Consider the following 11,783-nt stretch of genomic DNA (forward strand, 5'->3'; position numbering starts at 1 on the left):
GTGCGGCTAAAGTAAGTCGTGTCTAGTGGAAATTGGCTCAGCGCCGGGCGAGGACCACCGTGGTGTTGCGCGAAAGCCAAAAGGGCGGCAGGAAGGTTGCGGGCACCGGCAGGGGTGCTGGCGCGTGCCGGCGAGATCGAAAATGAGGGACTGGTAGTGAACAGCTTTTCCGCCCGCGTCGCCGTGGCCGCCGAGGCGATCCGCGAAATCTTTCCGGAAACGCCGCTCCAGGAGAACGACTATCTGTCGAAGAAGACCGGCGCCCGCGTGCTGTTGAAGCGCGAGGACCTGACGCCGGTGCGTTCCTACAAGATCAGGGGCGCCTTCAATTTCTTCCGCAAGGCGCTTGCCGCCGGCAACAATGCCGAGCTGTTCGTCTGCGCCTCGGCCGGCAACCATGCGCAGGGCTTTGCCTTCGTCTGCCGCCATTTCGGCAAGAAGGGCGTCGTGTTCATGCCGGTGACGACGCCGCAGCAGAAGATCGACAAGACGCGGCTGTTCGGCGGCGATTTCGTCGAGATCAGGCTGGTCGGCGACTTCTTCGACGATTGCTACCGCGCCGCCTTCGAATTCACCGAAAGCGCCGGCGCGCATATGGTGCCGCCCTTCGACCACAAGGACATCATCGAGGGCCAGGCCACCGTGGCCTACGAAATCGCGGCGCAGATGCCGGGCGCGCGCGCGCCCGACATCGTCATGCTGCCGGTGGGCGGCGGCGGCCTTGCCGCCGGCGTGACCCACTATTTCGCCGACCAGCATCGCGACCCGCGTTTCGTGTTCTGCGAACCTGCCGGCGCGCCGAGCCTGCGTGAAAGCCTTGCCAGCGGCAAGCGGGTGAAGCTCGCCAAGGTCGACAATTTCGTCGACGGCGCCGCGGTGGCCGAGATCGGCCGCGAGCCGCTGCGCCACCTCAAGGACTTCGCCGCCGATGCCGTCCGGCTGGTTCCGGAGAACCGGCTCTGCGCCACGATGATCGAGATGCTCAATGTCGAGGGCGTCGTGGTGGAGCCGGCCGGCGCGCTGGCTATCGACGCGCTCAAGGATTTTTCGCGCAAGGAGATCAGGGGCAAGACCATCGTCGCGGTCGTATCCGGCGGCAATTTCGACTTCGAGCGGCTGCCCGACGTGAAGGAGCGGGCGCTGCGCTTCGAGGGGCTGAAGAAGTATTTCATCATCCGCTTCCCGCAGCGGCCGGGCGCGCTGCGCGATTTCCTCGAAATGCTCGGTCCAGACGACGACATCGCCCGCTTCGAATATCTGAAGAAGTCGGCGCGCAATTTCGGCTCGGTGCTGATCGGCATCGAGACCAAGGACCGGCGCAATTTCTATCTGCTGAAGGCCAATTTCGACGCCGAGGGCGTGCAGTATCAGGATATCACCGACAACGAGACCCTGGCGGGCTTCATCATATGAGCGAAAAACAAGGCACGGTCTTCGTCGCGTTGTTTTCCGGCATCAATGTCGGCGGCAACCGCATCGTCAAGATGGCGGAGCTCAAAGCCTTCTTCGAGGGCCTCGGCTTCACCGATGTCGCGACCTATGTGCAGAGCGGCAATGTCGTGTTCCGGGCGAAGAAAGGCGATGCAGCAGCGCTCACCAAGGAGATCGAGGCGGCCTTCGAGAAGAAATGGGGTTTCAATTCGCGCATCATGGTGCGCGATGCCGGCTGGTTCGAGCGGCTGGTGAAGGACAATCCCTATCCCGAGATCTCGGGGGAGCCGACCAAGCTGCATGCCTATGCGCTGGAGCGCGAGCCGACGGCTGAGGAGACGCAGCGGCTCGCGGACAAATGCACCGGCCCCGAGCGCTTCGAGATCAAGGGCGACGTGCTTTACCTTCACGCGCCGGACGGGCTCGGCAAATCGGTGTTCGCCAATCTGATTCCGCGCACCTTGAAGGTGCCTGGCACGGCGCGAAACTGGCGCAGCGTGCTGGCGTTGCTCGATATGGCCGGAAAAGCCGGCGGCTGATCGCCGATTTGTCAGGCGGCCTTTTGCCAGTCGAAGCTCAATTCCTCGCGGAAGGCGAAGCGCTTGATATGGTCGGCGACCACCGTCTCCAACCGGTCCAGTGAAGCTTCATCGTCGGCGGCCAGAGCGATGTGCAGCGCCTGATCGTCGGCGTCCATGACGGTGCGGCCGATCGAGAGCTGGATAGCGCCATGCCGTGGGTCGAACTCAACCGGGAATTTGTGCGACCAGTGCTTGCAGAGCTGCTGCAGGTAGCGGCTGGCATGTTCGGTGGCGACATCGGCGCGGCTGGTCAGCATGAAATTCTCCTGGCGGATGAAGAAACGCCAGCCTGGACGGGGCTGGCGCCAATTTCCGGTAGATAGGCAGCATCTGGGGAAACGCCAGCGGCGGCCGGTAAAATCGGCGCGCTTCGCCGAGTTTTACCAGACGCCCGTGTTCGCCATCGAGGCCCACGGTTCGGCCTTTACCTTGGCCGGGCCTTTCTGCAGGAGCTCGATCGAGATGCCGTCCGGCGAGCGGACGAAGGCCATGTTGCCGTCGCGCGGCGGACGGTTGATGGTCACGCCGCTGTCCATCAGCTTCTGGCAGGTGGCGTAGATGTCGTCGACCTCATAGGCGAGGTGGCCGAAACTGCGGCCGCCCCTGTAGTCCTCCGGGTCCCAATTGTAGGTCAGCTCGACCAGCGGCGCCTTCTCGTTGATGCCGCTCTGCTCGTCTTCGGGCGCGGCGAGGAAGATTAGCGTGTAGCGGCCCTGCTCGTTTTCGTAGCGGCGCACCTCCTTCAGGCCGAGCTTGTTGCAGTAGAAATCGAGCGACTGGTCGATATCGGCGACGCGAACCATTGTGTGCAGATAGCGCATGGGGACTTCCTCGGCTTGTTGGGGTTGTGAGGCACCATAGGGGCCACCCGACGAAAGGGCAATCGTCCGACAATAGCGGCGGCGAGGTCGATTTTAGGGCCCGCCAGTCGTCTTCGGGAAGCGCCGGCAAACAACATTTCAGCCTTTCCGGTGCTGAACGGTGAAAAAAGGCACGTCAGCCCTTGCACACCCCGGAAGCCGCAGTGTTAATCTCTCGGCAAGAATCAGTTGCAGTTCGATTTGAAAAAGGGGGCATTCTTATGGGGGAAAAAGCCTCTTTCACGAGGCGGGACGGAAGCCTTGACGACGCCTTGAAGCGGGACAATGGCGGCGACTCCGCCGAGCTTGTCGAAATCGCCGGGGCTATCAAATGGTTCGACGTGGCCAAGGGCTACGGCTTCATCCTTCCGGACGACGGCGTCTCGGGTGACATCCTCCTCCATGTGACATGTCTTCGAAAGGACGGCTTCCAGACGGCGCTCGAGGGCGCGCGGGTCGTCTGCCTGGTGAAACAGGGCGAGCGCGGATTGCAGGCTTTCCGCGTCCTGTCCATGGATGCTTCGACGGCCGTTCATCCGGCGGAGCAGGAGCAGCGCACCCACGTTACCGTCAGCCCGGAGAGCGGCCTCGAGCGGGCTCTGGTCAAGTGGTTCAACCGCACCAAGGGTTTTGGCTTCCTGACGCGGGGCGAGGGAACCGAAGATATCTTCGTCCACATGGAAACCTTGCGGCGCTACGGCATAACCGAGCTCCGGCCCGGCCAGGTCGTGCTGGTGCGCTTCGGACGTGGCGACAAAGGCCTTATGGCCGCCGAAATCCACCCCGATATGGGTACCTTGTCGGTCTCGCATTAAGGACTTCTCGACTCCGTCCAAAAGCGCCTTTGCCGCGGACCGACTATCTTCTCCGAAAACCGGTTCCACTTCCGCGGATCATGGTTTAGGACGAGCGTCTGGACGAGGTACCTTGATGGCTCATCGCAATTGGCTGACTGCGGGCGCGCTCTGCGCCGCGATCGTTTTCGCCGCCTGTTTCATGGCCGCGAAGCCGAGTTCGGCGGATGCGATGCTGCTGCCGATCGACCGGACGCCTCTGGTGGTGGCGACCGGTTCGGGCGAGCGTTCCTTCTCCATCGAGATCGCCGACACTTCCGCGGAGCGGGAGGCGGGCCTGATGTTCCGCCGGACGATGGCCGACGATCACGGCATGTTGTTCGTCTTCGACAGAACCGATGAGGTGGATTTCTGGATGAAGAACACGCCGATGGCTCTCGACCTCGTGTTTGTCGGCGAGGACGGCCGGATCAAGGCGATCAAGCGCGGCGAGCCCGAGTCCGAGGCGATCATCTCACCCGGACAGCCCGTGCGCTTCGTGCTTGAGTTGAAGGCAGGCACCGCCGCCAGGGACGGCATCAAGGAAGGCGATTTTTTGCGCCATCCGGCCATCGGCGCCGGATCCAACTGAAAAGCAGTTTCTGCCGATGCAATTCCTTTCGCATGACGGTTTTGAACTCGCCTATCTCGATCGCCAGCCGGCGTCGGGGCAGTTCGACCCCGTTATGATGATCCATGGCTTTGCCTCCAGCCACTATGTCAATTGGGTCTCGCCGGGCTGGTTCAAGACGCTGAACGACGCCGGCTACCGGGCGATTGCCTTCGACAATCGCGGCCATGGCTCGTCGTCAAAGAGTTACGACGAGGCCGATTACACGCCGGCCAAGATGGCTTCCGATGCGGCCGCGCTGCTCGATCACCTCGGCATCGAACGTGCCCATGTCATGGGTTATTCGATGGGCGCGCGGGTTTCGGCCTTCCTGGCGCTTTCCGACCCGCAGAAGGTCGCGACGCTGGTGTTCGGTGGCCTCGGCATCGGCATGGTCGACGGCGTCGGCGACTGGGACCCGATCGCGGCGGCGCTGTTGGCGGAAGACCCGTCGCAAAACACGCATCCGCGCGGCCGCTCTTTCCGCGCCTTCGCAGACCAGACGCGCAGCGACAGGCGCGCGCTCGCGGCGTGCATCGCAACTTCGCGCGAGCTGCTCAGCGAGGACGACATGGCGCGCATCGCCCAGCCGACGCTGATCGCGGTCGGCACCCAGGACGATATCGGCGGCTCGCCGGACGAACTCGCCGCCCTGATGCCCAATGCCAGGGCGTTCCACATCGAGGGACGCGACCATATGCTCGCCGTCGGCGACAAGAGCTTCAAGCAGCGCGTGCTCGAATTCTACGCCGAATACCCGCTCTGAGCGCGCTCGCTCCCCGCCTGACAATGGTCGATCTTCTCGTCACCTACATGGAGATGTCCCCGCCGCCCCGGGGCGCGCCGCGTACGTCACCTTTGCCCGGCGCCATCGTGGCGCGCGAAAGGCTCGATCCTTCCAGCTATCTCGATCTCTACCGCGCGGTTGGCGGACCGGTGCAATGGGACCAGCGGCTGCGGATGCCCGGGGCGGAACTCGAAACGCTGCTCGCCGACGATGCCACACATATCCACGTGCTGCGCTTCGATGGCGAAGCCGGTGGATTCTGCGAGTTCAACAATGTCGGCGAAGCGGCAATCGAGCTCGTCCACTTCGGGTTGGTTCCAGCTTTTCAAAGCAAGCGGCTTGGGCCGTTCCTGCTCGACCGGGCGTTGCGCGCGGCGTGGTCGCATCGGCCGAAACGGCTTTGGCTCCACACCGATACTTATGATCATCCAGCCGCGCAATCGGTCTATGGACGCGCCGGATTCAGCGCCTATGCGCGACGGATGGAAACCTTTCCGGATTAGGCAGTCCCGCTTTCCAGCGCCGCGAGTGATCGCTCGATGTTCTGTCTCGCCTGGGCCTCGAAGCGCTGCCGGAACTCGGTCATGTAGAAAATATGCGGCCGGGCGAGGAAGCTCTTCAGGACGCCCGCTCGGCCAGCGCGCCACATCGGCTCTTCCACCCAGCCATATTCCAGCCGGACCGCCTGCTCATAGGCGTCGAAGACAGCAGGGTCGGCGCCGAGGATCGCCAGATCCATGTCGAGCAGAAGAGCGGCATCGCTGAGTGCGTCCTCATCGCGCAAAGGCGGCAACTGGTGGTTGGCGGTGGCGTTGATCATTGCCGCTATGCGGACGATGCGACCAGGATCGACTCGTCCGGCGAGCCTTTTCTCGGCCAGTTGGGCGCTTTTTGCCTCATTGTCCTTGGCGCGGCTGTCATAGATGGCGTCGTGAAACCAGATCGCGGCCTCGACGGCCTGCGGATCATCGAGCAGGCCTCGGTATTCGTCAGCCAGCGCCAGCATCGCCTCGATGTGGGAGAGGTCGTGATAGTGGCGATCTTCGGCGCTATAGAGCGCCGCAAGCTCGCTTTTCAGCGCCTCGTCGATCAAGGGTTCGTTTTCCATCGTCGCTTGAATCTGCGTGAACCAGGTCCATTTGACAAAGCACTAAGGAAAATTGAGTTCAACCGTGCTATGATTTCGCTTATATGTGCCGCCCGAGAATGAGCAAGGCCGGAGACCGTCGATGAACAGCATTACGATTGCCCGCCCCAGCATGGTGCAGCCGGTCGATCCGATATGGCGGTCGATCCGCGACGAGGCGATGGAGGCGGTGAACCGCGATCCCTTGCTTGCGGCCTTCCTCTATTCGACCATCCTCAACCAGGAGAGCCTGGAAGAAGCGGTAATCCACCGGCTTGCCGAGCGCCTGGCGCATCAGGACATCGGCTCCGATCTCATCCGCCAGACCTTCAAGGCGATGCTGGACGACGATCCGGAGTGGAGCACGACGGTTCGCGTCGACATCCAGGCCTATTACGACCGCGACCCGGCCTGCGACCGCTTCATCATGCCGGTCCTCTATTTCAAGGGTTTTCACGCCATCCAGACGCACCGGCTGGCGCATTGGCTATGGAACCATGGCCGCAGGGATTTCGCGCTCTATCTGCAGAGCCGCTCGTCCTCGGTGTTCCAGACCGACATCAATCCAGCCGCCCGCATCGGCAAGGGCATCTTCCTCGACCATGCCACGGGCCTTGTCGTCGGCCAGACGGCCGTCATCGAGGATGACGTGTCGATCCTGCATGGGGTGACGCTGGGCGGCACCGGCAAGGCCAATGGCGACCGCCATCCGAAGATCCGCCGGGGCGTGCTGATCGGCGCCGGCGCCAAGATCCTCGGCAATATCGAGATCGGCCATTGCTCGAAGATCGCGGCGGGCTCGGTCGTGCTGTCGCCCGTGCCGCACAACAAGACGGTCGCCGGCGTGCCCGCACGCGTCGTCGGCGAGACCGGCTGCGACCAGCCTTCGCGGCAGATGGACCAGCTCCTGCCGTCGCAGAGCATGGACCACGTGGTCAGCTTCGACATCTGACCGAGGCTTACCGGCGGCGGCCGAACGGGCCGCCGGTTCCGCTTGACTGTTCTCCCATGTTATCCTGCCGGCTTGCCTTTACATGGCCATCGTTGGCGTGTCAGAAGCGCGTTCCCACGAACAAGGCCGACATTTCGGAGAAGACTTTTGAAGCCTGACGAAATCAGAAAGCTGGACGCCTATTTCAAGCGCGTCTTCCAGAACCCCAAGCTGCAGGTCAAGGCGCGCCCGCGCAAGGAAGACTCGGCCGAGGTCTATGTCGGCGACGAATTCCTCGGCATCGTCTTCAAGGATGAGGACGACGGCGACTATAATTTCTCGATGGCCATTCTCGACATCGATCTGGCCTAAATCAGCCTTAGCGAACTGCCGCCGAATGGAGCATCCCGACAGCTACCCGACGATTTCGGTGGCCAACCGAAGCAAGCTGTCGGGCAATATGGCTGCTATTTTGCGCGCAGCGTTCAAATTGACGATCAACTCGGGCCGGCGGACATATTCGACTGCAAGCGCGCCGGCGTCGGCTCCCTCGAGGATCATAGCGACCTGGCTGGCCGACCGGCGCGCGGCAAATGCGAGGCTCGTGCCATAGGCCAGCAGCGGACCGTACCTCGCCTGGTCCCTGCCGAAAACGGCCGGCAACCCCGCAGTGTTCGCCATCCCGACGATCCTGGCCCCGTAAGTCGTGGTTCGCGGGACCTCCAGGCACAGCAGTCCGTCCGCCTCGGCAGCCGCGAAGATGGCGAAACCAGCCTCGAGGTCTTCCTCGCTTCCAAGCAAGTGAACGCAAATGTCGAGGCCTTCCGCTTCGGCTGCTGCTTTTGAGAGTTTCGGCAGGATGTCTGGAACCCCCGCGTCGCCCAAAATCGCCAGGCGCCTCAGGTTCGGCGCCACCTGCTTCAACATTCGCACTTGCTCGCGGATCTGGCCTGGGTCGAAATTCGAGCATCCCGTCGTGCGGCCGCCGGGCCGCTCGACGTTCTGGACGATTTTCGCCGATACCGGATCGAGCACGACGGCAAAGACGATCGGCAGATCGGGCGCCGCCTCGCGAGCAGCCCAGTAGCTCACGGCCCCAATGGCGACGATGATCTCGGCTCCGCGCTGAACAAGCTCGCCGGCAAGGGCTAGAAGGCGATCAAGATAGCCGTCGGCAAAGCGAGGCTCGATCTGGATGGTTTCACCGTCCCGGTAGCCCAGCTCTCCGATCGCCCCGCAGAAAGAGCCGAAGCTCGGATACGAGCGGTCGCCGGCGAGCAGAACGCCGACAACGGGGATGTCTGAAGGCCGCATTCTTCGCATTCCCGGCAGTTTCTTGGCGCGCCCGCGCCGTTTCGATGTCGACGCTACCACAGCGTCGTCCGGGCGAAATGCCGAAAAACCCGCTTCCCGTGCGCGAGACGGCGCCTAATCCTGGCAATGTCGTGGGATATGCACCCGACGCCAGCTGGTGGAACCTTCCCGCACCACCACCCGTCGCGCCACCGTCCCGTATGAAGGCGGGATTTCCCGGATGCGGACCTGCTGCGGCCGCACCAGCACTTCGTGGGCAACCGCTTCATACTCCGCCGGCTGAACGACGCGCCGGACGCGCTCCGGCTGGACCACGACCGTTTCGGCGACGCGCGCATAGCGGGCCTTGCGCCATACCTTGCACAGCACCTTGCGGCCATGGATGATGCGCCATTCCCAGGCATAGCCGCCGTCGTAGACCTTGACCGTATGATAGAGCGTGCGCGTGACAGCCGGGACGGTCTCATAGGTGACCCGCGGCGGCGCGATCTGGTCCACGCTTTGATAGGCACCGAAGATCGGCGCGTCGTAATCGACCACCTGCCCGCCGGGGCTTACCATCACATCTTCGTAGACGGTGTCATAGAGGGCCGGCCTGTGGATCGGCTCGTAGCATTCGAGCGCGCGGCTGCCGGCGGCGGTTCCTGAGACGCTGGCAAGCATCGCGACCGCCGCCAGCGATACGGAGTGTTTGCGGATCATGACATTCCCCCGTTGAAAAAGGACGCCTTCACAACGCAGGACTGTAGCGGAAGGTCCGGGGTCGGACAGTGATTTCAAGGCTTTTCGTTAAGCGGCGCGGTTAAGGAATTGCTACCTTGCGGATGGCTTCGTGCGGCCAACCAGGACCGAAGCCGTCGCGCGCGATCAAATCGGCGGTATTTCCCGGGCCGGTCGCGCTTTACTCGACTTAACCAGATGGCTAGGAGAGGCGGCCTTGCGCTAGGGTGAGCCGGCATCCTATTTAGGTCGTAACCGATCCAGAACGATTCCGCGCCATTGCTCGTATAACAAGGTGCCGGAAATCCATCTCCAACAAGGGTAGTCCATGAAGAACCCCGTTGAAACCTACATGAACCTCGTTCCGATGGTGGTCGAGCAGACCAATCGCGGCGAGCGCGCCTATGACATTTTCTCGCGCCTCTTGAAGGAACGCATCATCTTCATCACCGGTCCGGTCGAGGACGGGATGGCGACGCTGGTTTGTGCACAGCTTTTGTTCCTCGAGGCGGAGAACCCCAAGAAGGAAATCAACCTCTACATCAATTCGCCGGGCGGCGTCGTCACCTCGGGCATGGCGATCTACGACACCATGCAGTTCATCAAACCGGCCGTGTCGACGCTCTGCATCGGTCAGGCCGCCTCGATGGGGTCGCTGCTTCTGACCGCCGGCCACAAGGACATGCGTTTCGCCACGCCGAACGCCCGGATCATGGTCCACCAGCCGTCCGGTGGCTTCCAGGGTCAGGCGTCGGACATCGAACGTCATGCGCAGGACATCATCAAGCTGAAGCGCCGCTTGAACGAGGTCTATGTCAAGCATACCGGCAAGAGCTATGAGGAGATCGAGCGGACGCTCGACCGCGACCACTTCATGACCGCGGACGAGGCCCGGGATTTCGGTCTGATCGACAAGGTCATCTCGAGCCGCGAGGCCGCCGAGACAGCCACGGCTTCAGCCTGATTTCGGCAACAAACGACAGCATAACTCGGTTTTGGCGCGGCTTGCGGCATTTCGGCCACATTTGGCTGTTCCCTCAGGCGTTGGGATTGCCTACGTTAAGGCTATGTTGATTTTCGACGGCTTAGCTTTGAATGGGGTTGCAGCGAATCATTGCCGCGTTTTCTGATTTCGTGTTTCGTACAGAATGCGCTGTGTGAGCCGGGACACTGGCGGGGGCGGATTCCCGCGATAGATTGGTGAGACGTCACTGAAAGCCAGACCATCGGCGGGCGTTGGTGAAAGGACAGAAAAATGAGCAAGGTCAGCAACGGCGGCGGTGATTCAAAGAACACGCTTTACTGCTCGTTTTGCGGCAAGAGCCAGCACGAAGTCCGCAAGCTGATCGCCGGACCGACCGTCTTCATCTGCGACGAGTGCGTCGAGCTCTGCATGGACATCATCCGCGAGGAGAACAAGACCTCGATGGTGAAGTCGCGCGAGGGCGTGCCGACCCCGCAGGAGATCCTCAAGGTCCTCGACGACTATGTCATCGGCCAGCCCTACGCCAAGCGCGTGCTGTCGGTGGCGGTGCACAACCACTACAAGCGCCTCGCGCATGCCGGCAAGAACAACGACGTCGAGCTGGCAAAGTCGAACATCCTGCTGATCGGCCCGACCGGCTGCGGCAAGACGCTGCTGGCGCAGACGCTCGCCCGCATCATCGACGTGCCCTTCACCATGGCCGACGCCACGACGCTGACCGAGGCAGGCTATGTCGGCGAGGACGTCGAGAACATCATCCTGAAGCTGTTGCAGTCGGCCGACTACAATGTCGAGCGCGCCCAGCGCGGCATCGTCTATATCGATGAAATCGACAAGATCTCGCGCAAGTCGGACAATCCCTCGATCACCCGCGACGTGTCGGGCGAGGGCGTTCAGCAGGCGCTTCTGAAGATCATGGAAGGCACGGTCGCCTCGGTGCCGCCGCAGGGTGGCCGCAAGCATCCGCAGCAGGAGTTCCTGCAGGTCGACACCGCCAACATCCTGTTCATCTGCGGCGGCGCCTTCGCGGGCCTCGACAAGATCATCTCGGATCGCGGCCGCAAGACCTCGATCGGCTTCGGCGCGACCGTGGCCTCGCCGGAGGATCGCCGCACCGGCGACCTGTTCCGCCAGGTCGAGCCCGAGGATCTGCTGAAATTCGGCCTGATCCCGGAATTCGTCGGCCGTCTGCCGGTCCTGGCGACGCTGGAAGACCTCGACGAGCCGGCGCTGATCCAGATCCTGACGGAGCCGAAGAACGCGCTGGTCAAGCAGTATCAGCGGCTGTTCGAGATGGAGAATGTCGATCTGACCTTCCACGAGAACGCGCTGTCGGCGATCGCCAAGCGCGCGATCGAGCGGAAGACCGGCGCGCGCGGCCTGCGCTCCATCATGGAAGCGATCCTGCTCGATACGATGTTCGAGCTTCCGGCGCTGGAAGGCGTGCGCGAAGTGGTGATTTCGGAAGAGGTGGTGTCCGGCAACGCAAGGCCGCTCTACATATATTCCGAGCAGAAGGAAAAGAAGGGCAATGTCAGCGCCTGAAATGGCACTGGACCCGTCATTTTCATGGAACGGCGCCCGCGTGGCGCCGTTTTGCTGTCA

Annotated in this window: 15 protein-coding genes; 10 read left to right on the forward strand and 5 right to left on the reverse strand. The window is 62.5% G+C overall.

Going from position 1 to position 11,783, the window contains the following annotated elements; all coding sequences use genetic code 11:
- The first annotated feature begins 156 nt into the window (after window positions 1-156).
- Together ilvA and EJ072_RS29220 are read left to right on the forward strand one after the other, a co-directional pair.
- A complete protein-coding gene (gene ilvA, locus EJ072_RS29215) occupies window positions 157-1,413 on the forward strand; it encodes a threonine ammonia-lyase IlvA (protein ID WP_126082428.1) in 1,257 nt (418 codons plus the stop codon).
- Window positions 1,410-1,970 (forward strand): DUF1697 domain-containing protein, encoded by a 561-nt coding sequence (locus EJ072_RS29220; protein WP_126082429.1) that lies wholly within the window; start codon window positions 1,410-1,412, stop codon window positions 1,968-1,970. Before ilvA ends, EJ072_RS29220 begins: the two co-directional genes overlap by 4 nt.
- Before the next feature lie 11 nt (window positions 1,971-1,981).
- Here the strand turns inward: EJ072_RS29220 and EJ072_RS29225 are convergent, their stop codons facing one another.
- Together EJ072_RS29225 and gloA are read right to left on the reverse strand one after the other, a co-directional pair.
- Window positions 1,982-2,269: a DUF2218 domain-containing protein gene (locus EJ072_RS29225; protein WP_126082430.1), complete on the reverse strand. Its 288-nt coding sequence runs from the start codon at window positions 2,267-2,269 to the stop codon at window positions 1,982-1,984.
- A 123-nt stretch (window positions 2,270-2,392) separates the two neighbouring features.
- Window positions 2,393-2,833, reverse strand: coding sequence for a lactoylglutathione lyase (gene gloA / locus EJ072_RS29230; RefSeq protein WP_126082431.1), 441 nt, complete (start codon window positions 2,831-2,833; stop codon window positions 2,393-2,395).
- 260 nt (window positions 2,834-3,093) lie between these two features.
- Here gloA and EJ072_RS29235 point away from each other — a divergent pair, with 260 nt between their 5' ends.
- The 4 genes from EJ072_RS29235 (at window position 3,094) to EJ072_RS29250 (ending at window position 5,605) form a co-directional block, all read left to right on the forward strand.
- Window positions 3,094-3,687, forward strand: a complete 594-nt coding sequence (locus EJ072_RS29235) for a cold-shock protein (RefSeq protein WP_126064639.1) — start codon at window positions 3,094-3,096, stop codon at window positions 3,685-3,687.
- Between the two features lie 115 nt (window positions 3,688-3,802).
- Window positions 3,803-4,297: a DUF192 domain-containing protein gene (locus EJ072_RS29240; protein ID WP_126082432.1), complete on the forward strand. Its 495-nt coding sequence runs from the start codon at window positions 3,803-3,805 to the stop codon at window positions 4,295-4,297.
- A 16-nt stretch (window positions 4,298-4,313) separates the two neighbouring features.
- Window positions 4,314-5,081, forward strand: a complete 768-nt coding sequence (locus tag EJ072_RS29245; RefSeq protein ID WP_126082433.1) for an alpha/beta hydrolase — start codon at window positions 4,314-4,316, stop codon at window positions 5,079-5,081.
- 23 nt (window positions 5,082-5,104) lie between these two features.
- Window positions 5,105-5,605: a GNAT family N-acetyltransferase gene (locus tag EJ072_RS29250; protein WP_126082434.1), complete on the forward strand. Its 501-nt coding sequence runs from the start codon at window positions 5,105-5,107 to the stop codon at window positions 5,603-5,605.
- Here the strand turns inward: EJ072_RS29250 and EJ072_RS29255 are convergent.
- Window positions 5,602-6,210, reverse strand: a complete 609-nt coding sequence (locus tag EJ072_RS29255; protein ID WP_126082435.1) for a hypothetical protein — start codon at window positions 6,208-6,210, stop codon at window positions 5,602-5,604. The two genes, EJ072_RS29250 and EJ072_RS29255, sit on opposite strands and share 4 nt — an antisense overlap.
- A 121-nt stretch (window positions 6,211-6,331) precedes the next feature.
- On the opposite strand from EJ072_RS29255, the gene cysE reads away from it, so the two are divergent.
- Window positions 6,332-7,180 (forward strand): serine O-acetyltransferase, encoded by an 849-nt coding sequence (gene cysE, locus EJ072_RS29260; RefSeq protein WP_042644430.1) that lies wholly within the window; start codon window positions 6,332-6,334, stop codon window positions 7,178-7,180.
- Between the two features lie 147 nt (window positions 7,181-7,327).
- Complete coding sequence (locus tag EJ072_RS29265) at window positions 7,328-7,531, forward strand: DUF3126 family protein (RefSeq protein ID WP_027166457.1); 204 nt, start codon at window positions 7,328-7,330, stop codon at window positions 7,529-7,531.
- A 42-nt stretch (window positions 7,532-7,573) separates the two neighbouring features.
- Here EJ072_RS29265 and EJ072_RS29270 read toward each other — a convergent pair whose 3' ends face one another.
- Window positions 7,574-8,473, reverse strand: a complete 900-nt coding sequence (locus tag EJ072_RS29270) for an ABC transporter substrate-binding protein (protein WP_189343118.1) — start codon at window positions 8,471-8,473, stop codon at window positions 7,574-7,576.
- Between the two features lie 114 nt (window positions 8,474-8,587).
- Window positions 8,588-9,175: a hypothetical protein gene (locus tag EJ072_RS29275; RefSeq protein ID WP_126082437.1), complete on the reverse strand. Its 588-nt coding sequence runs from the start codon at window positions 9,173-9,175 to the stop codon at window positions 8,588-8,590.
- Window positions 9,176-9,521: 346 nt separating this feature from the next.
- Here EJ072_RS29275 and clpP point away from each other — a divergent pair, with 346 nt between their 5' ends.
- Both clpP and clpX read left to right on the forward strand, forming a co-directional pair.
- Window positions 9,522-10,157, forward strand: coding sequence for an ATP-dependent Clp endopeptidase proteolytic subunit ClpP (clpP, locus tag EJ072_RS29280; RefSeq protein WP_126082438.1), 636 nt, complete (start codon window positions 9,522-9,524; stop codon window positions 10,155-10,157).
- 291 nt (window positions 10,158-10,448) lie between these two features.
- Window positions 10,449-11,723, forward strand: coding sequence for an ATP-dependent Clp protease ATP-binding subunit ClpX (gene clpX, locus EJ072_RS29285; RefSeq protein WP_040981372.1), 1,275 nt, complete (start codon window positions 10,449-10,451; stop codon window positions 11,721-11,723).
- Window positions 11,724-11,783 lie beyond the last annotated feature (60 nt).

This window comes from Mesorhizobium sp. M2A.F.Ca.ET.046.03.2.1 (genome assembly GCF_003952425.1).
Classification (GTDB): Bacteria; Pseudomonadota; Alphaproteobacteria; order Rhizobiales; family Rhizobiaceae; genus Mesorhizobium.